The organism is Salmonella sp. SAL03688, assembly GCF_046551895.1.
In the GTDB taxonomy this organism is placed as follows: domain Bacteria; phylum Pseudomonadota; class Gammaproteobacteria; order Enterobacterales; family Enterobacteriaceae; genus Salmonella; species Salmonella enterica.
This window is the reverse complement of record NZ_JBGDVI010000003.1, coordinates 134146-155182: the sequence shown is the minus strand read 5'-3', so window position 1 is coordinate 155182 and position 21037 is coordinate 134146. Positions and strand designations below refer to the sequence as shown.

Annotated in this window: 20 protein-coding genes; 8 read left to right on the top strand and 12 right to left on the bottom strand. The window is 55.4% G+C overall.

The features are described from left to right. Positions 1 to 14: 14 nt before the first annotated feature. Positions 15 to 449, bottom strand: a complete 435-nt coding sequence (gene uspA / locus ACLJR2_RS04200; RefSeq protein ID WP_000323565.1) for a universal stress protein UspA — start codon at positions 447 to 449, stop codon at positions 15 to 17. Between the two features lie 386 nt (positions 450 to 835). Here uspA and uspB point away from each other — a divergent pair, with 386 nt between their 5' ends. Beyond that, positions 836 to 1171 (top strand): universal stress protein UspB, encoded by a 336-nt coding sequence (gene uspB, locus ACLJR2_RS04195; RefSeq protein ID WP_000626193.1) that lies wholly within the window; start codon positions 836 to 838, stop codon positions 1169 to 1171. 140 nt (positions 1172 to 1311) lie between these two features. On the opposite strand, the gene pitA is transcribed toward uspB, so the two are convergent. Then, entirely contained in the window at positions 1312 to 2808 is a 1497-nt protein-coding gene (gene pitA, locus ACLJR2_RS04190) for an inorganic phosphate transporter PitA (RefSeq protein WP_000902764.1), read from the bottom strand. Positions 2809 to 3038: 230 nt separating this feature from the next. Here pitA and ACLJR2_RS04185 point away from each other — a divergent pair, with 230 nt between their 5' ends. The 4 genes from ACLJR2_RS04185 (at position 3039) to ACLJR2_RS04170 (ending at position 9470) form a co-directional block, all read left to right on the top strand. Further along, complete coding sequence (locus tag ACLJR2_RS04185; protein ID WP_000439230.1) at positions 3039 to 4235, top strand: NAD(P)/FAD-dependent oxidoreductase; 1197 nt, start codon at positions 3039 to 3041, stop codon at positions 4233 to 4235. A 305-nt stretch (positions 4236 to 4540) separates the two neighbouring features. Continuing rightward, entirely contained in the window at positions 4541 to 5608 is a 1068-nt protein-coding gene (locus tag ACLJR2_RS04180; RefSeq protein ID WP_000359828.1) for an HlyD family secretion protein, read from the top strand. Continuing rightward, positions 5605 to 8346, top strand: coding sequence for a ribosome-associated ATPase/putative transporter RbbA (rbbA, locus tag ACLJR2_RS04175; protein WP_000202925.1), 2742 nt, complete (start codon positions 5605 to 5607; stop codon positions 8344 to 8346). The genes ACLJR2_RS04180 and rbbA overlap by 4 nt, the downstream gene beginning before the upstream one ends. Continuing rightward, a complete protein-coding gene (locus tag ACLJR2_RS04170) occupies positions 8346 to 9470 on the top strand; it encodes an ABC transporter permease (protein WP_001214755.1) in 1125 nt (374 codons plus the stop codon). The genes rbbA and ACLJR2_RS04170 overlap by 1 nt, the downstream gene beginning before the upstream one ends. A gap of 89 nt (positions 9471 to 9559) precedes the next feature. On the opposite strand, the gene nikR is transcribed toward ACLJR2_RS04170, so the two are convergent. The 3 genes from nikR to ACLJR2_RS04155 form a co-directional block, all read right to left on the bottom strand. Beyond that, complete coding sequence (nikR, locus tag ACLJR2_RS04165; RefSeq protein ID WP_001190057.1) at positions 9560 to 9961, bottom strand: nickel-responsive transcriptional regulator NikR; 402 nt, start codon at positions 9959 to 9961, stop codon at positions 9560 to 9562. Positions 9962 to 10052: 91 nt separating this feature from the next. Next, complete coding sequence (gene acpT, locus ACLJR2_RS04160) at positions 10053 to 10631, bottom strand: 4'-phosphopantetheinyl transferase AcpT (protein WP_000285380.1); 579 nt, start codon at positions 10629 to 10631, stop codon at positions 10053 to 10055. A 51-nt stretch (positions 10632 to 10682) separates the two neighbouring features. Next, a complete protein-coding gene (locus ACLJR2_RS04155) occupies positions 10683 to 11732 on the bottom strand; it encodes an AI-2E family transporter (RefSeq protein WP_000179594.1) in 1050 nt (349 codons plus the stop codon). 89 nt (positions 11733 to 11821) lie between these two features. Here ACLJR2_RS04155 and ACLJR2_RS04150 point away from each other — a divergent pair, with 89 nt between their 5' ends. Continuing rightward, complete coding sequence (locus ACLJR2_RS04150) at positions 11822 to 13081, top strand: MFS transporter (protein ID WP_001576500.1); 1260 nt, start codon at positions 11822 to 11824, stop codon at positions 13079 to 13081. Between the two features lie 3 nt (positions 13082 to 13084). Here the strand turns inward: ACLJR2_RS04150 and ACLJR2_RS04145 are convergent, their stop codons facing one another. Beyond that, on the bottom strand, positions 13085 to 13642 hold the full coding sequence (locus ACLJR2_RS04145; RefSeq protein ID WP_001245277.1) for a DcrB family lipoprotein: 558 nt from the start codon (positions 13640 to 13642) through the stop codon (positions 13085 to 13087). 72 nt (positions 13643 to 13714) lie between these two features. Beyond that, positions 13715 to 14380: a 7-cyano-7-deazaguanine/7-aminomethyl-7-deazaguanine transporter gene (locus ACLJR2_RS04140; protein ID WP_001533906.1), complete on the bottom strand. Its 666-nt coding sequence runs from the start codon at positions 14378 to 14380 to the stop codon at positions 13715 to 13717. Positions 14381 to 14549: 169 nt separating this feature from the next. Here ACLJR2_RS04140 and tusA point away from each other — a divergent pair, with 169 nt between their 5' ends. Beyond that, positions 14550 to 14795, top strand: coding sequence for a sulfurtransferase TusA (gene tusA, locus ACLJR2_RS04135; protein WP_001541054.1), 246 nt, complete (start codon positions 14550 to 14552; stop codon positions 14793 to 14795). A 23-nt stretch (positions 14796 to 14818) separates the two neighbouring features. Here the strand turns inward: tusA and tcp are convergent, their stop codons facing one another. From tcp to ACLJR2_RS04120, 3 genes are all read right to left on the bottom strand, one after another. Beyond that, positions 14819 to 16462 carry a methyl-accepting chemotaxis citrate transducer gene (tcp, locus tag ACLJR2_RS04130; RefSeq protein ID WP_000789682.1) on the bottom strand — a complete coding sequence of 548 codons (1644 nt, stop codon included), beginning with the start codon at positions 16460 to 16462 and terminating at the stop codon, positions 14819 to 14821. Positions 16463 to 16661: 199 nt separating this feature from the next. Continuing rightward, positions 16662 to 18860 (bottom strand): Zn(II)/Cd(II)/Pb(II) translocating P-type ATPase ZntA, encoded by a 2199-nt coding sequence (zntA, locus tag ACLJR2_RS04125; protein ID WP_000106648.1) that lies wholly within the window; start codon positions 18858 to 18860, stop codon positions 16662 to 16664. A gap of 80 nt (positions 18861 to 18940) precedes the next feature. After that, positions 18941 to 19567: a lysoplasmalogenase gene (locus tag ACLJR2_RS04120; protein WP_000964735.1), complete on the bottom strand. Its 627-nt coding sequence runs from the start codon at positions 19565 to 19567 to the stop codon at positions 18941 to 18943. A 141-nt stretch (positions 19568 to 19708) separates the two neighbouring features. On the opposite strand from ACLJR2_RS04120, the gene ACLJR2_RS04115 reads away from it, so the two are divergent. Further along, positions 19709 to 20080 carry a DUF2500 domain-containing protein gene (locus ACLJR2_RS04115; protein ID WP_000042851.1) on the top strand — a complete coding sequence of 124 codons (372 nt, stop codon included), beginning with the start codon at positions 19709 to 19711 and terminating at the stop codon, positions 20078 to 20080. A 21-nt stretch (positions 20081 to 20101) separates the two neighbouring features. On the opposite strand, the gene ACLJR2_RS04110 is transcribed toward ACLJR2_RS04115, so the two are convergent. Both ACLJR2_RS04110 and rsmD read right to left on the bottom strand, forming a co-directional pair. Beyond that, positions 20102 to 20371, bottom strand: a complete 270-nt coding sequence (locus ACLJR2_RS04110; protein WP_000906759.1) for a DUF1145 family protein — start codon at positions 20369 to 20371, stop codon at positions 20102 to 20104. Further along, positions 20361 to 20957, bottom strand: coding sequence for a 16S rRNA (guanine(966)-N(2))-methyltransferase (gene rsmD / locus ACLJR2_RS04105; RefSeq protein ID WP_000743276.1), 597 nt, complete (start codon positions 20955 to 20957; stop codon positions 20361 to 20363). The genes ACLJR2_RS04110 and rsmD overlap by 11 nt, the downstream gene beginning before the upstream one ends. Between the last annotated feature and the right edge of the window lie 80 nt (positions 20958 to 21037).

The following is a 21037-nucleotide window of genomic DNA, read 5'->3' as shown; positions in this document are numbered from 1 at the left end:
CGGTACGGCAAGTATTACTCTTCTTCGTCGCGCAGCGGCACAATCAGCATGTCAACGTGAACGGTGTTGATCAGCTGGCGCGCAGAAGACATCAGTTTGCTCCAGAAGTCCTGGTGATGACCGCAAACGACCAGATCCATATCGTATTTCTTGATGGCGTCAACCAGCACCTGGCCCAAATCGCCGCTACCGCTCAGGGTTTCAGTGATAGGGTAGCCAGCGTTGGTAGACAGCTCGGTCAGCGCGTGGTGGGTTTCTTCGGAGATACGTTTCTGCATATCGCCCAGATTGACGTCAATCAGACCGGTGTACAGGTCTGAATAATTCACATCAACGTGGATGAGGGAGATTTTCGCGTTGTAGGGGCGCGCCATAGAGACCGCTTTTTCAACCAGAACTTTACTTTCCGGGGAGAGATCAACTGCGATAAGAATGTGTTTATAAGCCATAGTGTTACTCCTTCCATAAGTTGTCGATGACCATTGAGCTACTGGCGTTTCTTATGCCGCCGCGTCACCCGCGTCCTGCGAACTCTATGCGCGGGGCTAGCTCAGCCGTTTACCATAACTATCCTTACATTATAGCGACCAGGATAATCCGTCAATCTGCCTTGCTTGCCAGTTAGTTAAACAAAATTTTCAGGGAATTGCATTGATAGTGATTAACCTTCTGGTAAAAAAATTAACTGATCTCCTACAATGTGTATAAGAGCCGTTCGAATGCGGAGCGCTAATATGACGGCTTTCGTAGTACTCTTTCACTGATTGTCTGGCAGGGTATCGGGGAGCGGTAGTCCCGGAGAGGAACTCCGTGGGCGGGTCGCCGGGGAGGAGATATGATAAGCACCGTCTCACTATTCTGGGCTTTATGTGTCGTTTGCATTGTTAATATGGCGCGCTATTTCTCATCGCTACGCGCACTGTTAGTGGTACTTCGTGGTTGCGATCCTTTGCTCTATCAATATGTCGATGGCGGCGGCTTCTTTACCACGCATGGTCAGCCCAACAAACAGGTGCGCCTGGTATGGTATATCTACGCTCAGCGCTATCGCGATCATCATGATGAAGAATTTATTCGCCGTTGTGAACGCGTGCGCCGCCAGTTTCTGCTGACCAGCGCGTTATGCGGTTTGGTGGTGGTGAGCTTGATTGCGCTCATGATTTGGCACTGAATGAAAAAAGCGGGCCAGTTTCCTGACCCGCTCGTATTAGATAAGCCTCCCGGATGACGCCGCTTGTAGCGGCCTGTCAGGCCTGTGTTGCTTCATTCTGACAGGCCGGATTAGCGACAGCGCTATCCGGCCCATTTGGCTTAAATAATCTTCAGGGAAAGCCAGTACAGCACGCCGGAAAGAATAATCGCCGCCGGTAACGTAAATACCCAGGCCATCAGAATGCTGGTCACGGTTTTACGCTGCAACCCGCCGCCATCAACGACCATGGTTCCCGCCACTGAAGAGGAGAGTACGTGAGTGGTAGAAACTGGCATACCGGTGTAGCTGGCAAGACCGATAGAGACTGCCGCCGTCATCTGCGCCGACATTCCCTGCGCATACGTCATGCCTTTTTTACCAATTTTCTCGCCGATAGTGGTCGCCACGCGACGCCAGCCGATCATCGTACCAATACCCAGCGCCAACGCCACTGCCATAATGATCCACACCGGCGCATACTCAATGGTGCTTAACATATCGGTCTTCAGCTTTTTCAGCAGGCGCTGGTCATCACTGCTTACGCCAGGCAATTTCACGACTTTGTCGGTCGTGTCGGAAATGCACAGCATAATGCGACGCAACTGACTACGCTGTTCAACGCTTAACTTGTCGTAGCTTTCCACGTTTGCCAGCATCCCTTTCGCACGGTTAAGCGCGTTAATGGTGTTAGCCGGATGGCAGTGGAATTCAGTCGGTTCAGTCGCGCCCGGTTCCGGAGACGGAATCAGTTGGTCAACGCCGGTGACGGCTTTCAGCAGGTCAGGACGCTGCTCAAAGTACGTTTCGACATTGTTGATAGCATCGCGCGTACGGGTGATTTCGTAGCTGGAGGCATTCATATTGACCACGAAACCCGCAGGCGCGACGCCAATCAGCACCAGCATGACCAGGCCAATGCCTTTCTGACCATCGTTCGCGCCATGCGAAAACGCCACGCCGATAGCTGAGAGGATCAGCGCGATACGCGTCCAGAACGGCGGCTTTTTCTTGCCGTCTTTCTTTTCACGTTCGGCTGGCGTCAGGTGGATACGGGCGCGTTTCTTAGTACCGCTCCAGTAGCGGCGCAGCAAGAAAATCAGACCGCCGGCGAATACCAGACCGACAATAGGGGAGATAATGAGTGAACCGAAAATATTGATAACTTTCGGGATGTTAAGCGCATCCACCACTGACGTGCCGGTCATCATCGCATTGGTTAAACCGATGCCGATAATGGCGCCAATCAGCGTGTGGGAACTGGACGCCGGCAACCCGAAATACCAGGTGCCGAGGTTCCAGATAATCGCCGCCAGCAACATGGAAAAGACCATAGCGAGGCCGTGCGCGGAACCCATGTTGAGCAGGAGATCCGTTGGTAGCATATGCACAATGGCATACGCCACGCTGAGACCCCCCAGCAAAACGCCAAAAAAGTTAAACACCGCCGCCATGACAACCGCCAGCTGCGAACGCATCGCACGGGTGTAAATCACGGTTGCGACTGCATTGGCTGTGTCATGGAAGCCGTTAATCGCTTCGTAGAACAGCACAAAAGCCAGAGCAAGCAATAATAAAAGCCCGGTATGTAAATCCAGGCCAGCAAACAAATGTAGCATAGGACGTTACGCCATTTTGAGGACATGAACGCGGCGCATTATCAGTGACTTTGGCGGCGCGGGCAAAGTGAAATATAGACTTTTTTTGATGTACTTCGTGCTTTGTTTGATATCACTAAAGAATTATCTTATATATTTCAGATAAATACCATTTTCAGGCGCTTTTCGCGCTGGTGCGACCACTGAGGAAACTTTACAATTCCCGCCCGAATTTGAGAGAGGAAGGCGACGTGGAAAGGTTTGATGCCGTTATTATAGGCGCTGGCGCAGCGGGCATGTTTTGCGCCGCGCAGGCAGGACAGGCGGGTAGCCGCGTGCTGCTCATCGATAATGGCAAGAAGCCAGGACGTAAAATCCTCATGTCCGGTGGTGGACGCTGCAACTTTACTAATCTTTATGTTGAGCCTGCTGCGTATTTGAGCCAGAACCCCCATTTTTGCAAATCAGCATTAGCCCGCTATACCCAGTGGGACTTTATCGATCTGGTCGGCAGGTATGGGATAGCCTGGCATGAGAAAACGCTGGGACAGCTTTTTTGCGATGATTCCGCCCAACGCATTGTCGATATGCTGGTTGCCGAGTGCGACAAAGGCGGCGTAACGATGCGCCTGCGTAGCGAGGTACTGAGCGTCGAGCGTGATGAGTCGGGTTTCGTACTGGCGTTGAACGGCGAGACGGTGACTACGCAAAAGCTGGTGATTGCCAGCGGCGGCCTGTCGATGCCGGGGCTTGGCGCATCACCGTTTGGCTATAAAATCGCCGAACAGTTTGGTCTCAAGGTGTTGCCGACGCGCGCCGGGCTGGTGCCCTTTACGCTACATAAGCCGCTGTTAGAACAGCTCCAGACGCTGTCTGGCGTCTCTGTGCCCTGCGTAATTACCGCCCGCAATGGCACGGTATTTCGGGAAAACCTACTTTTTACCCATCGTGGGCTGTCCGGCCCCGCTGTTTTACAGATTTCCAGCTACTGGCAACCGGGCGAGTTAGTGAGCATTAACTTATTGCCGGACCTCTCGCTGGAAGACGTTCTCAATGAACAGCGTAACGCGCACCCGAACCAGAGTCTGAAGAACACGCTGGCGATGCATCTGCCGAAACGGTTGGTGGAGTGTTTACAACAGTTGGGGCACATCCCGGATGTATCGCTCAGGCAGTTGAACGTTCGTGACCAGCAGGCGTTGGTTGACACGCTTACGGCCTGGCAAGTGCAGCCTAACGGCACCGAAGGCTATCGGACAGCGGAAGTGACGCTGGGCGGCGTGGATACAAACGAACTATCATCGCGGACTATGGAAGCGCGCCGCGTGCCGGGTCTCTATTTTATCGGCGAAGTGATGGATGTCACCGGCTGGTTGGGCGGCTATAACTTCCAGTGGGCGTGGTCGAGCGCCTGGGCCTGCGCGCAGGATTTGGCGGCAAAACGCTAAGTACCATTACAAACAATAAGCGAATAGACATCCCGGACAGAGGTGTTAGTATCGATTTATAGCAGTTATGAGTATGCGTGTTTCATTTACGGCCAGGAACGCTGATGATGACAACATTACTCCCTCTTTTCCGGGTACCTACATCATTCACTCCCTTTGACGGCGAGCGCTTCATCGGCGTCTGTTCGTCGTCTGGCCCCTTTTCTTTTTTCATTCTTATCCCGAATGGAAACCCCCGCTGAGCGCACGCCCGGCGGATTTTGTGACACGCATGGTTAGACAACAGGGATTACGGCGGGTCGATTATGGACAAAATGAAGCGTCATCTGGTGTGGTGGGGAGCGGGGATTCTTGTGGCGATGGCCGCGATAGCCTGGTGGATGCTGCGCCCTGCGGGAATACCGGAGGGATTTGCCGCCAGCAACGGCAGAATTGAAGCCACCGAAGTGGATATTGCCACTAAGATTGCCGGGCGTATTGATACCATCCTCGTTTCGGAAGGGCAGTTCGTTCGTCAGGGCGAGGTGCTGGCGAAAATGGATACCCGCGTATTGCAGGAGCAGCGGCTGGAGGCGATTGCGCAGATTAAAGAGGCCGAGAGCGCGGTTGCCGCCGCCCGTGCCTTGCTGGAGCAACGCCAGAGTGAAATGCGCGCCGCGCAGTCGGTCGTCAAACAGCGGGAAGCTGAGCTGGACTCCGTCTCTAAACGTCACGTGCGTTCCCGTTCGCTGTCGCAGCGTGGCGCGGTATCTGTACAACAGTTAGATGACGATCGCGCGGCGGCGGAAAGCGCGCGCGCCGCCCTGGAGACCGCCAAAGCGCAGGTATCTGCGGCAAAAGCGGCGATTGAGGCGGCGCGTACCAGTATTATCCAGGCGCAAACGCGCGTGGAAGCGGCGCAGGCGACCGAGCGGCGTATTGTCGCCGACATCGACGACAGCGAATTAAAAGCGCCGCGCGATGGACGCGTGCAGTACCGCGTTGCGGAGCCGGGCGAAGTGTTATCGGCTGGCGGCCGGGTGTTGAACATGGTCGATCTCAGCGATGTTTATATGACATTTTTCCTGCCGACCGAACAGGCGGGGTTGTTGAAGATCGGCGGCGAAGCGCGACTGGTGCTGGACGCCGCGCCGGATCTGCGTATTCCGGCGACGATCAGTTTTGTCGCCAGCGTGGCGCAGTTCACGCCCAAAACCGTGGAAACCCACGATGAACGGCTGAAGCTGATGTTCCGCGTCAAAGCGCGTATTCCGCCAGAGCTGCTGCGACAGCATCTGGAATATGTCAAAACCGGTTTGCCGGGAATGGCCTGGGTTCGTCTGGATGAGCGCGTGCCCTGGCCTGACGATCTGAACGTGAGGCTGTCGCAATGACGTCGCTGACGCTGGTGCCTGTTCCTCCCGTGGCGCAGCTTGAGGGGGTGAGCCAGCATTACGGAAAAACGGTCGCGCTGAACAATATCACGCTGGACATTCCCGCCCGTAGTATGGTCGGGCTGATTGGTCCGGACGGGGTGGGTAAGTCGAGCCTGCTGTCGCTGATTTCTGGCGCGCGGGTGATTGAGCAAGGGAACGTTATCGTCCTGGGCGGCGATATGCGCGATGCGAAACATCGCCGCGACGTCTGTCCGCGCATCGCCTGGATGCCGCAGGGGCTGGGGAAAAACCTTTATCACACGTTATCGGTTTATGAGAACGTCGATTTTTTCGCTCGTCTCTTTGGTCATGACAAAGCTGAACGCGAAGCGCGTATTACCGAGCTGCTGAACAGCACCGGCCTGGCGCCGTTTCGTGACCGTCCTGCCGGGAAGCTGTCCGGTGGGATGAAACAAAAGCTGGGGCTGTGCTGTGCGCTGATTCATGACCCGGAATTGCTGATTCTTGATGAGCCTACCACCGGCGTGGACCCGCTCTCCCGCGCTCAGTTCTGGGACTTAATCGACAGTATCCGCCAGCGCCAGACCAATATGAGCGTGTTGGTCGCAACGGCCTATATGGAAGAGGCGGAGCGTTTTGACTGGCTGGTGGCGATGAATGCGGGCGAGATACTGGCAACCGGCAGCGCGCAGCAACTGCGGGCAAAAACCCATAGCGCGACGCTGGAACAGGCGTTTATCGCCCTGTTGCCAGAAGCGCAGCGCCAGGCGCATAAGCCAGTGGTGATCCCGCCGTATCACGCTGAGCAGGAAGAGATTGCCATTGAGGCGAAAGATCTGACCATGCGCTTCGGTAAGTTCGTCGCGGTTGACCATGTTAATTTCCGCATTCCGCGCGGCGAGATTTTTGGCTTCCTCGGTTCAAACGGTTGCGGCAAATCGACCACCATGAAAATGCTGACCGGTCTGCTTCCCGCCAGCGAAGGCCAGGCCTGGCTATTTGGCCAGCCGGTAGACCCGAACGACATCGATACCCGTCGCCGGGTCGGGTATATGTCGCAGGCTTTTTCGCTCTATAACGAACTCACCGTGCGGCAGAATCTGGAACTTCATGCCCGCCTGTTTCATATTCCGCCAGCGGAGATCCCGGCGCGCGTCGCGCAGATGATCGAACGCTTTATGCTAACGGAGGTGGAAGATACGCTCCCCGCTTCGTTGCCGCTCGGTATCCGCCAGCGTTTATCGCTGGCGGTAGCGGTGATCCATCGCCCGGAAATGCTGATTCTTGATGAGCCAACGTCCGGCGTTGATCCGGTCGCCAGGGATATGTTCTGGCAGCTTATGGTCGATCTTTCGCGTCAGGATAAGGTGACGATTTTTATCTCGACCCATTTTATGAACGAAGCGGAACGTTGCGACCGAATGTCATTGATGCACGCCGGTAAAGTGCTCGCCAGCGGTACGCCGCAGGAATTGGTGCAACAGCGGGGCGCGGCCAATCTGGAGGCGGCGTTTATTTCCTGGCTACAGGAAGCTGCGGGAGCGGCGCCTGAAACCCCAATACCGCCATCCCAGACGCCCGCCGCGTCAGGTAAACCGTCGCGGCAGGGATTGAGCTTCCGGCGTTTGTTCAGCTACAGTCGCCGCGAAGCGCTGGAGCTACGCCGCGATCCGGTACGTTCCACGCTGGCGCTGCTGGGAACGGTAATTCTGATGCTGATTATGGGCTATGGCATCAGTATGGACGTGGAGAACCTGCGTTTTGCCGTACTCGACCGCGATCAAACCGTCAGCAGCCAGGCATGGTCGCTCAATCTGGCGGGATCGCGCTATTTTATCGAACAGCCGCCGCTCGCCAGCTATGACGAGCTTGACCGGCGGATGCGTTCGGGAGAGTTGGCGGTTGCCATTGAGATCCCGCCTAATTTTGGCCGCGATATTGCTCGCGGTACGCCAGCGCAGATTGGCGTCTGGGTGGATGGCGCCATGCCCAGCCGCGCCGAGACGGTGAAGGGGTACGTTCAGGCGATGCACCAAAGCTGGCTGCAGGAGGCGGCAAGTCGTCAGCCGAACCCGGTTAAACAGGTCGGGCTGCTCAATATTGAAACGCGCTATCGTTATAACCCGGATGTGAAAAGTCTGCCCGCTATCGTTCCGGCGGTCATTCCGCTGCTGCTCATGATGATCCCGTCAATGCTTAGCGCCCTGAGCGTGGTGCGGGAGAAAGAGTTGGGGTCGATGATTAATCTGTACGTAACGCCGACGACGCGCAGCGAATTTTTGCTGGGTAAACAACTGCCGTATATCGCGCTGGGTATGCTGAACTTCTTGCTACTGTGCGCGCTGTCGGTCTTTGTGTTCGGCGTGCCGCTGAAAGGCAGCTTTCTCTCGCTTACCCTCGCGGCGCTACTTTACGTCATCATCGCCACCGGTCTGGGGCTGCTGATCTCCACGTTTATGAAGAGCCAAATCGCCGCTATTTTTGGGACGTCGATTATTACCCTCATTCCGGCAACACAATTTTCCGGCATGATCGATCCGGTGGCTTCGCTGGAAGGACCGGGAAGATGGATCGGCGAGATCTACCCGACCAGTCATTTTCTGACGATCGCGCGCGGGACGTTTTCCAAAGCGTTGGATCTGTCCGATCTCTGGCCGTTATTTATGCCGTTACTGATTGCCGTCCCGGTGGTGATGGGTCTGAGCATTCTGCTGCTGAAAAAACAGGAGGGGTAATGCGCGGATTACGTAATATTTATAACCTCGGCGTTAAAGAACTGCGCAGTCTGCTGGGCGACAAAGCGATGCTGGCGCTGATCGTCTTCGCCTTTACGATTTCGGTTTACTCCTCTGCTACCGTCCTGCCCGGTTCGTTGCATCTTGCCCCTATCGCCATCGCCGATATGGATCAGTCGCAGTTGTCGAACCGTATTGTGAATAGTTTTTACCGCCCGTGGTTTCTGCCGCCGGAGATGATTACGGCAACGGAAATGGATGCCGGACTGGATGCCGGACGCTATACCTTTGCGGTCAATATTCCGCCGAATTTCCAGCGTGATGTGCTGGCCGGACGTCAGCCTGATATTCAGGTTAACGTCGATGCGACGCGCATGAGTCAGGCGTTTACCGGCAACAGTTATATCCAGAATATTATTAGCGGCGAGGTCAACAGCTTTGTGGCGCGCGCGCGGGGAGATAGCGTTCAGCCGGTGTCGCTGGAGATTCGGATGCGCTTTAACCCAAATCTGGACCCGGCGTGGTTTGGCGGCGTGATGGCGATTATCAACAACATTACCATGCTGGCGATAGTGCTGACCGGATCGGCGCTGATCCGCGAGCGAGAACACGGCACGGTAGAGCATCTGTTGGTGATGCCGGTCACGCCCTTTGAGATCATGATGGCAAAAGTATGGTCGATGGGGCTGGTTGTGCTGGTGGTTTCCGGTTTGTCTTTGATGCTGATGGTGAAAGGCGTGCTTGGCGTACCGATTGAAGGATCGATCCCATTGTTTATGTTGGGCGTGGCGCTGAGCCTGTTCGCCACCACTTCAATTGGGATTTTTATGGGCACCATCGCCCGTTCGATGCCGCAGCTGGGGTTATTAATGATTCTGGTGCTGTTGCCGCTACAAATGCTCTCCGGCGGTTCCACGCCGCGCGAAAGTATGCCGCAGGCGGTGCAGGATATTATGCTGACCATGCCGACGACGCATTTTGTCAGCCTTGCCCAGGCTATTCTTTATCGCGGCGCAGGTTTGAGTATCGTCTGGCCGCAGTTCCTGACCCTGCTGGCGATAGGCGGCGTGTTCTTCCTGATAGCGCTGTTACGCTTCAGAAAAACGATTGGCACAATGGCGTAAACATTATTGCCGGATGGCGGCTGCGCCTCATCCGGCCTACAAACGACAGACGTGCGAGCGTAGGCCGGGCAAGCGAAGCGCCCCCGGCGTTAGTCTTCTTTCGGCAAACACTGCAAGTGGCCGTGGCGCACGCCGCGCTGGGCGATAACATCATCGGCAAAATGCTGTACGTCGCCCATATCGCCCTTCAGAACGGCGATCTCCAGACAGTCATCGTGGTTGATATGGACGTGCAGCGTGGCGACGGATAAATCATGATGATGATGCTGGGTGGAGACGATGCGGCTGGCTAAATCCCGTTTCTCATGTTCATAAACATATGAAAGTACCGCGAAACCCTGTGTACCGTGTTCCTGGGTGGCCTCCTGCGCCAGAGCGCCGCGCAGAATATCACGGATCGCTTCGGAGCGATTATTGTAGCCGCGTCGCTGGCTCAGGCTGTCCAGCGTTTCCAGTAAATCGTCATCGAGGGTGATGGTGACACGTTGCATCTGACTTAAACCTTTTGGTATGGCGCGTCGGCGCATGGGAAGCTCCGCATTTTGTAACACACGTCCGCCGCCAGAGGGAAAAATTAATGTGTCATAACGCTTTTGTTATCGTCTGCGGCGTCAGCGTAAACGGTGTGGGGGTACAGACTGCCAGACTGAGCGTATCGAGCTGACACTGGCTGACCGACAAGGCAGAGGGCAACGTGCTGTCCACGCTGACGATTTGCCAGGCGCTGCCGCCGCGTTGTTTTACGATGGCTTCTTTACGCGTCCAGATACGCCAGAAGGCCGCCAGTTGTCGCTCCGGACGTTCCGCTTCCATTTCAGCATGTTCGCCGAGGCTGAATACCGCATTTGCCAGCGAACGCCAGTTATCGCGCGGGCGGATCACTTCAATATCGCAGCCGACTTCACCTTCGTCGCTAAGCAACAGAGCAATAGTGTCGCCGCTATGGCTGAGGTTAAACCACAGCGGCGTTCCGGCGGAAAAAGCCGGTTTACCCTGTTCGCCATACACCATCTCCGGTAGCGGCGAGAGCGCACGGGAAAGCAGCACGCGCCCGGCCAGCCAGCTTGCCCGGCGAACGCCCTGCGGCGCCTGAGCGATTAACGCGTCGGGCAATTGACCTGCGCTTAATGTTGACACTTTTCCCAGAACGACCTGGTACATATCAGGACCAACGTTGCCTATGAAGAAGAGGAGATTGTAGCATCTGTCGCCTCATCCCGGTAAACGGCTTTTCGGTCGGCCTGGCCCCAGTAAGATCGCCAGTTTGCTGCCGCCTTTAGTGGTTTCCATCCAGATTTTGCAGACGCTGGTCAAAGGAACGGACAAGAGCATCCCGACCGGGCCTAATAGCCATCCCCAGACCAGTAACGAAAGAAATACCACCAGCGTGGACATTCCCAGACGATGGCCCATCATGCGTGGCTCCATAATGTTGCCAATCACCATATGGACCACCAAAAAGAGCGCGCCGACCAGTACGCACTCGTAAAAACCGTTAAATAACAGCGCCTGAATCATGGGGGGAACGGCGGAAATCACCGAGCCGATATTAGGAACGTAATTGAGCAAAAAGGCCAGTACGCCCCACATTAGCGCAAACTGAATACCCATTAACGCCAGTCCCAGCCAGATAATCGCGCCCGTCCATAAACTGAGCAGCGTTTTCAGCGCCAGATAATGCGAGACGCCTTTCAGGGCGCGGTGCAGGCCGGCAATATGGATTTGTGGATTGTTTAGCGCGAAACGTAATTTATAAGGCACGTGACGCACCTCAAACAGCATAAAAACCACGGTCATCACCAGCAGCACAATGCTTGCCATCGCGCCCGATACGCCGGTCATTAATGTTGTGGTGAAGAGCATGATTTTATCGGAATCCATCCCGCGGAGCATACGTTCCGGAGACATATGTAAATTCAGGAAGGGCATTAACTCCTGAAGGTGTAAGACCTTACGCGTCAGCTCCTTGCTGTATTTAGGCAGCATAGCGATAAATTCATTAAGCGATGCGGCAAGCACACCCACCAGCGCGGTAAGCACGATCAGCATGACAACCACCACGATAGTAATCGCCAGCGGTCGCTTCACGCCCCGGCGAATAAACCAGGTCACTAATGGATTAAGAACAATGGCGAAAAAGAGCGCCAGCAAGAGTTGTACAATAATATCCGCCGCGGCATGAAGCCCGGCGAGAATAATAACCAGGGAGGCCAGTTTCAGCAGAATATGCATACCCGTTTTGTCGGGTTGAGCGGTTGCCATGAAGTTTTCCTTGTTGTGTTTTTTTCTAAGTGTAGCGGCTGCCCTGATACCGATAATCTGAATCTCACTACTGATTTTCACCGCGCGCCATGATAGAAAAGAAAACATGTTGTAAAAATGCGGTGATACTCATGCCCGAACCCGTCGCTGAACCGGCGCTAAACGGATTGCGCCTCAATCTGCGTATTGTCTCCATTGTGATGTTTAACTTTGCCAGCTACCTGACCATCGGCCTGCCGCTCGCCGTCTTGCCAGGCTATGTGCATGATGCGATGGGATTCAGCGCGTTCTGGGCGGGGCTTATTATCAGCCTGCAATACTTCGCCACTCTGTTAAGCCGTCCCCATGCCGGGCGGTATGCGGATGTATTAGGGCCGAAAAAAATCGTTGTCTTTGGCTTATGCGGCTGTTTTTTAAGCGGACTCGGCTACCTGCTGGCGGATATCGCCAGCGCCTGGCCGATGATCAGTTTGTTGCTACTGGGGCTGGGTCGCGTGATTTTGGGGATTGGGCAAAGTTTTGCCGGCACCGGTTCGACACTGTGGGGCGTCGGCGTCGTCGGGTCGTTGCATATTGGTCGGGTCATCTCCTGGAACGGTATCGTCACCTACGGCGCAATGGCGATGGGCGCGCCGCTGGGCGTGCTGTGTTATGCCTGGGGCGGGTTACAGGGACTGGCGCTAACGGTGATGGGCGTGGCGCTGTTGGCGGTACTGTTAGCCCTTCCACGTCCGTCGGTGAAGGCGAACAAAGGCAAGCCGCTGCCGTTTCGCGCGGTGCTGGGGCGTGTCTGGCTGTATGGTATGGCGTTGGCGCTGGCCTCGGCAGGGTTTGGCGTCATCGCGACGTTTATTACCTTATTTTATGATGCTAAAGGTTGGGATGGTGCCGCCTTTGCGCTCACGTTATTTAGCGTCGCGTTTGTCGGCACGCGTTTGCTGTTCCCTAACGGCATCAATCGTTTAGGCGGGTTGAATGTCGCCATGATCTGCTTTGGCGTGGAGATTATTGGTCTGTTACTGGTGGGGACGGCAGCCATGCCGTGGATGGCAAAAATCGGCGTTTTACTCACGGGGATGGGGTTTTCGCTGGTCTTTCCGGCGCTGGGCGTGGTGGCCGTCAAAGCCGTGCCGCCGCAGAACCAGGGCGCGGCGCTGGCGACCTATACCGTCTTTATGGATATGTCTTTGGGGGTTACCGGGCCGCTGGCGGGGCTGGTGATGACCTGGGCGGGCGTGCCGGTGATTTATCTGGCGGCAGCCGGGCTGGTAGCGATGGCGCTATTGCTGACCTGGCGCTTAAAAAAACGGCCTCCGTCTGCACTGCCGGAGGCCGCATCATCATCGTAAAGGTTACTTAATAACTAACGTATTGATGATGTTTTCAGCCGTGGTTTGCGCTTTTTGCTGATTGTCCGCAGGCAGCGTGACCTGAATCGTCAGCAATTGGTTATCCACTTTGCCCAGCACGATGGAAGAGTACGCCGTCTGGCCTTTCGCGGAGATAATGCTGTCCAGTTGTTGCAACGTATGGCCTTTGAGCTCAATAGACTTATTGGTGACGACCTGAAGCTGCGGGTCGCGGCTACGCTGTTGCTCAAGCAGGCGGTTCGCCAGCACCGGCAACGCTTCATCGGTATTATCGCCGACGATAACAATCACCGCTTTCTGGCCCGTCGGGTCAGAATAAACGTGCATATTATTCGCCTGGGTGCCCAGCTTACCGCTTTGATCGGTCATATCCGCCGGCAGTGAGAAACTGAGTTTGCCATCCATCAGACTGATGGGCTGACCGGAGGCCTGGCTTTCTGCGGCGGCGCTTTCTGCCGACGCTTTTGTATCATTGTTATCACAGGCCGCAAGCCCCATAACCAGCAGGCCAATACCGGCATATTTAACCAAATTGCGCATTGACTTCTTCCTTTCGATAAACGGCCATAACGGCTCATTCGCCCATCTTATCACAACTCGGAAAACGAACCTTTAACTTGCCGGTAATGGGGAAATTTCAGATTTATCTGCCAGCTTTTTCAGCAACATATTCAGTAGAACGCCGTACATCGGCAGGAAGAAAATAATGCTGATGAGCACCTTAAAGCAATAATCCACCAGCGCAATTTCCATCCAGTGTTCGGCCATAAACGCATCGGGGCTTCGCCAGAACGCAATGAAGAAAAAGGCAAGGGTATCGCTGATATTGCCAAACAGCGTTGAAGCAGTCGGCGCCAGCCACCAGCGACGATTTTGGCGCAGGCGGTTAAACACATGGACATCAAGGATCTGTCCCAGCGCGTAGGCCATAAAGCTGGCGGCGGCGATACGGGCGACAAACAGATTAAAGTCCGCCAACGCGGCGAAACCTTGCCAGGCGCCCATATAGAACAGCGATGACACCACATACGACACCAGCAGCGCAGGGATCATGACGGCGAAGATAATGCGGCGCGCCAGAGGTGCGCCAAAAATACGCACGGTAAGATCGGTGGCGAGAAAAATAAAAGGAAAACTAAACGCGCCCCAGGTCGTGTGGAAACCAAAAATAGTGATGGGGAGCTGCACCAGATAGTTACTGGAAATGATCACCAGTAAATGGAATAGCGATAGCCAGAACAACGCTTTTATGCGCTGTGATTGTGTAAACGGAGTCATATTGTGACCTTTTTGTTGGATGGGGTGAGGGAACCCAATAAAGAACCGCCGCATAATACTGTTTTGCGCTGGCATTGCAATGGCTAATTTTCACGCAATCGTTAACCTGCCTGGCTTACTGACGAAGATGGGCGTAAAATATCGCCGTTTTTCTACCATTGAGACGAAGATGAGCGATCTGTTTTCCTCCCCTGACCATACGCTTGACGCCCTGGGGCTGCGTTGCCCTGAACCAGTAATGATGGTGCGCAAAACGGTGCGCAACATGCAAACTGGCGAAACATTGCTGATTATCGCCGACGATCCGGCGACGACGCGTGATATTCCGGGGTTCTGTACCTTTATGGAACACGATTTGCTGGCGCAAGAGACGGAGGGGCTGCCGTACCGCTATTTATTGCGTAAAGCGCATTAACCGCACGGCAGATACTATTCTGATTAGAAGCTTTCCCAGTTCGCCTGTTCTGCGGCGGGCTGCGGCGTTAAACCTTTGCTTAACGGCGTCGGCGACGCCTCCCGACGAGGTTGTTTCTGGATGCGGAACGCGGCGACCGCCTGACGAAGTTCGTTAGCCTGATCTTCCAGCGCCGCCGCTGCTGCTGCGGATTCCTCTACCAGCGAGGCGTTTTGCTGCGTCACGCTGTCCATTTCCGATACCGCCTGCGCCACCTGCTCAATGCCTTTGCTTTGCTCATCGGAGGCAGAGGCGATTTCGCCCATAATATCGGTCACGCGGGTCACGGCGTTAACGATCTCTTTCATGGTTTCTCCCGCTTCGCGTACCTGCGTAGAGCCGGTATCAATGCGCGACACGGAGTTTTCAATCAGCACTTTGATCTCTTTGGCGGCCTGCGCGCTACGGCTGGCCAACGTGCGTACCTCTCCGGCCACAACCGCGAATCCTCGCCCCTGTTCGCCGGCGCGGGCGGCTTCTACCGCAGCGTTCAGCGCCAGGATATTAGTCTGGAAGGCGATACCGTCAATCACGCTGGTGATGTCCACGATTTTTTCCGAACTTTCGGCGATATCGTTCATGGTGCTCACTACGTTATCCACCACGCGTCCTCCTTTACGCGCGGTTTCTGATGCGGTTTTCGCCAGACCCGTCGCCTGGCGTGCGTTATCGGTGTTTTGCCGTACCGTGGCGGTTAACTGTTCCATGCTGGCGGCGGTCTCCTCCAGCGCCGAGGCCTGCTGTTCGGTACGGGAAGAGAGGTCGCTGCTGCCGGCGGAAATTTCGCCTGCGCCAGTATAGATAGAGTCTGCGTTATCGCGCACCGCGCTGACGGTACGGATTAACGACTGCTGCATCGTTTTAAGACCGGCGGCCAGTTGGCCCATTTCACTGCGTCCTTCGGCCTCTATCTCATGGGTAAGATCGCCGTCGGCGATCGTTTGAATGTGCGCCATAATCCGTTGCAGCGGGCGGAGTAGAACGCGTTGCAGCCCCAGCCAGATAAACGCCAGCACGATGAGCACGATAAGTAGAATTATCCCCAGCGTCCATTGCATCTGGGTAAAACTGCTCTGATTCTGATCGCTGGCTAATTTTATTAATTGCGCATTTTGAGAGAGCCACTGGTCATATACCTGCTCCATGTCATCCTGCGCTTTTTGCGCGTCAAGGTTGCCATAGGCGGCGTAATTATCGGCTTTAAGATAGTGGATAGACTGCTGCAAAACGTCATACATCTGCTTAAAGCTGGCTTCGGCCTGGGCATCCAACGCAGGATCTTTGCCCGCGATCGCTTCGGAGTTCACGTAGTTGTTGAAATGCTTTTCCGCTTCGTTGAGCGACGCGCCAGCGTTGGTTAACAGCGTGTTCATGGCGTCCAGTGAGGCGGGATCGCGCTGATTTTTTAACATGCGTATCGCCACGCGGTTAATGGTGACGCGGGTTTCGATCAATGTCTGAAAACTGCCGCCCAGTTCCTGTTGTTGGTAACTCAGCGCGCTCGCATTCTGGAAATTCAGCCGATCGCTGCTGACGGCGGAATAAAACAGTATTCCTGTCACCAACAATAAGGCGCTAAATATGCCCAGCGTCGCGATAACGCCGGTGATGACTTTGATATTTTTCATAGTGCCTAACATTCCTTATTTTGTAGACGGTATGATCAATATCGGTTGGATAAATATTAACCTTACATCAAATCACGCTATTTCTGATTAATGGTTTGATAAGTAATAGAAAATAAATAATTTTCGCGTGAATAATATGTACAAAGAAAGGAATATCGCGGGATAACCCGGCGACACGACGCCGCCGGGCGGGAGAAGATTAGTTTTTACGCAGCAAACGTAGCGCGTTGGCGGTCACCAATACCGTGGCTCCCGTATCCGCCAGGATTGCCAGCCATAGCCCGGTAAAACCCAGTAGCGTCGTCACCAGGAAAATAGCTTTCAGCCCCAGCGCAATGGTGATGTTCTGCCGGATATTCGCGTGGGTAGCGCGCGCCAGCGTAATCATCTGCGCTAACCCGCGCAGACGGTTATGAGTAAGGGCGGCGTCAGCCGTTTCCAGCGCGACGTCAGTACCGCTGCCCATCGCAATTCCGATACTGGCGGCTTTCATCGCGGGCGCATCATTAATGCCGTCGCCCACCATCGCCAGCGGCGCTTGTTGGTTAAGGGCGGTGACTGCCCGCACCTTGTCTTCCGGCAGTAGTCCGGCTTTAAACGCCAGATCCAGCTCGCCGGCAATCGCTGCCGCCGCCCGTGGGTTATCGCCGGTCAGAATCACGCCGTTAACGCCTAACTGATGCAGTTCGCGGATGGCGTCGCGCGCATCGTCACGCAACGTATCCTGGAGGGCGAGGACGCCAACAACGGTCTCGTTACGCAGCACCAGAACCACCGTCTGCCCGGCGTTTTCCAGTTCGCTAATTTGCCCGGCAAACGCTGCCGTAGGCTGTTTTCCCGCCGCGCAAATCAGAATACGTTCGCCGTTAACCTGCGCTTCAATTCCGGTGCCGGCCAGCGTTCGCTGCGATTCCGCCGTCGGGATCGCCAGATCGCGTGTCTGCGCTTCGCGGACAATAGCCTGCGCCAGCGGGTGCGTAGCGCCTTGTTCTACGGCTGCCGCCAGCGCCAACAGTTCAGCCTCGCTGATACCGCTTGCCGGATGAATCGCCGTCACCCGTGGTTTACCAATGGTCAACGTACCGGTTTTATCAAAGGCGACCTGCGTGATACGGCCCAGTTGCTCCAGCGCTGCGCCGCCTTTAATCAATGCGCCGCGCCGTGCCGCCGCCGCCAGCCCGGAGGTAATGGCCGCGGGCGTGGAGATCACCAGCGCGCACGGGCAACCGATGAGCAGCAGCGTCAGCCCTTTATAAATCCACTCCTGCCAGCCGCCATCGAACATCAGCGGCGGAATAAGCGTCACCAGCAGCGCGATGACCATAATGACTGGCGTATAGATGCGGCTGAAACGGTCAATAAACCGCTCAATGGGCGCACGGCGCTCTTCCGCCTCTTCAATCAGCGTCAGGATACGGTCAATCGCGCTGGCGCCAGGTTCAGATAGCACCTCCAGGGTGACGAGACGGTCAACGCTGGTCGCGCCTGCCGGGACTTTGTCGCCCGTTGCGCGCTCCACCGGGATAGACTCGCCGGTGAGCGCGCTTTCATCAAAGCTGGCGAAACCGGAAACCAGTTTACCGTCGGCGGGTAAACGCCCCCCGGCGGCGACTTCGATAATATCGCCCGGTCGCAGGGTATTAATAGCGACCTCTTCCCGTACGCCGTCGCGCAGACGGGTCGCCGTTTCCGGTTTAAGCGCCATTAACGCGCTGACGCCTTTACGGGCGCGGCTGGCGGCCCATCCTTCCAGGCGCTCGCCGATGAGGAACAGCAGCAATACCATTGCCGCCTCCGCCGTCGCGCCAATAAACAGCGCGCCAATGGCGGCGACGCTCATCAGCGTTTCAATAGCGAACCAACTGCCGCTTTTCATCAGCCGCAGCGCCTGGCGGGCAATAGGATACAGACCGACCAGGGTGGTGGCGATAAAGGCCAGTTGGCCGAACGGGTGGTTAAATTGCTCCAGCCCCCAGCTTATCGCCATCATAATGATCAGCGTAATAAGCGGCAGGTTCTCTTTAAGACGAGATTCAGGCGCGGCGTCGCGCGAATCTTCGCTACGCAAGGTATAACCCGCCTTCTGTACGGCGCGTTCAATTTGCGCGCGGAGGTCGGCGTCGGCATCGACCACTAACTTTTCGGTGGCGAACAGCACTTGCGCCTGGTTGACGCCACGAATTTGGCGGACCGCATTCTCCACTTTTCGGGCGCAGGCGGCGCAGTCCATGCCGGAGATTTTCCAGGTATAGCGCGTGCCTGCCACGGCAGTAGAAACAGGCGCGCTGGACGCGCAATGTTCTTCGCAGCAGCAGCTATCGGCCTTCTGTATTGCCGGGGCTAATCTGAAGGAGGTAAAGGGCGGGACTTTTTTGCCATCGGTATCAGGGGTCGACATAACGTCCTCCGGTTGATGATAATTTTCTCATTAACCGGAGGATACACTCTGGAGTCGACTCCAGAGTCAAGCGCTATTATTTACAGGTACAGCGAGCGAACAATCAGGAAGTGTCCGGCAAAGTAGCAGGCGGCGGCAATCGCGTTATCCGCCCGGAAACGGCGGCGGTAATGGCTACCCAGCCAGACGATATTGCCGATAAACAGCAGCGTCGCGCCGGTAAAGGCCGAAAGGGCTGGCGCCGTTGGGCGGAAGAACCACAGTTCGCCCGCCAGCCAGACCATGACCAGAGTCATGGCGATAAAAGTACATACCGGCCAGCGTAGCTCCTCCAGTCGCGTCCAGATAACGGCGATAAGCAACGCGCCGACTATCAGTAACGCCAGCGGCAGCGGCCAGAAGAACGACAACGTCATTTGGCTGGCAAAATAAATGGTGTAGAGCAGATGCGATAAGAAAAATGCCCCGACGGCGTACAGCAGGCGTTGACGCGGCAAGAGCGTTAACGCATCGCCGACCAGCGAGGCGCACAGTCCGGCCAACACAAGATAACTGATGGCGTCAAACATCGGCGCTTGCCAGGCCAGTAACAGCAATAGTAATAACGTGACGGGCTTAAAAACCCAGCGTTGCCAGGCTGGCCCGCGATAGGAGGCGTCCACATACAGCCATGCGGACAGGCAGACAGCGATAAACGACCAAAGCATCTTAATTCCTTGAATTCGTTATTTTTTCGCAAACGGTATGCTTGCGGCTCTATTATTCAGTGTAGAGGCCGTGACGGTCAGATGACAACACTATAACGGGCAGGGTATGCTTATTTCCGCATTTTCTGACAGGTTAACAGTATGAGTAAGCCACCGCTTTTCTTCATTATAATCATCGCATTAATCGTAGTTGCCGCGTCGTTTCGCTTCGTTCAGCAACGGCGGGAAAAAGCCGCTAATGAGGCGGCGCCGTTACAGCAAAAGCTGGTCGTGGTTAGCAATAAACGGGAGAAGCCGGTTAACGACCGACGCTCTCGCCAGCAGGAAGTGAGCCCGGCGGGAACCAGTATGCGCTATGAGGTCAGTTTTAAGCCGCTCAATGGCGGTCTGGAAAAAACGTTCCGTTTACAAGCGCAGCAGTACCACGCTTTGACGGTGGGCGATCAAGGTACGCTGAGCTATAAGGGAACGCGGTTCGTCGGGTTTGTTAGCCGTACCCCGGATAACGAATAAACCGTCATCCGGCAGCAAACGTTATTTTTTGTTCTTAAACTTCTTCTGCCAGACCAGCAGCTCAAACACGCCGAACAGGAAAATGCGGATTTTTTCTCCCGTCGTCATCTGCGGACCCTCTTTCGGTATCGTTGATTTCAGCAGCGCCAGTTGCATACCGTGCATCAGCGCCATGAACACCAACGCCACGTTGACGAAAATATTGAGCGGGCGCGGGAAGGGATGCACCAGATTAAGAATCAAAAATGCCCACACGAAGAGCATTAATAAGCGGCCCAGATTAATCAACATCATTTTCTCCTTGCGCGTCGCGCTGATACAGACGATAAGCGACCTGTCCGGCCACCTTTTCTCGATACAATGTCCAGTTCGCCGGAACGGGCGGCAGACCGTTTTCCACCTCGCTTTCTACGTAGATTAGCGCGTCGTCGGCCAGCCATCCCTGGGTTTCCAGCAATTGTAACGTCTCTTCCAGCAGCCCTTTACGAAACGGCGGGTCGACAAAGACGACGTGATGCGGCGTCCCCGGCTGGCTGAGGAAGGCCAGAGTATTGGTATTGACGACGCGAGCATTGTTGGCTTTCAGCGTCGCCAGATTTTTTTGCAACTGCTGCGATACGGCGCGATCCATTTCCAGTAACGTTGCCTGGGCCGCATAACGCGATAGCGCTTCCAGACCCAGCGCGCCGCTGCCGGCAAAGCAATCCAGACAATGGGCGTCTACCATTACCGGAGCCAGCCAGTTAAATAACGTTTCGCGCACGCGATCGGTGGTGGGACGCAGACCCGGGCTGTCCGGAACCGGTAATTTACGGCCACGCCATTGCCCGCCAATAATGCGGATTTGGCCGCTGCCAGAGTGAGTCGGTTTTTTCATTTCTCTTGCTCGAACCGCCTGTTGCAAGTTATTCCAGGCGGTGATGTGAATTAAGTTAAGTGATAGACTATTTCATCATT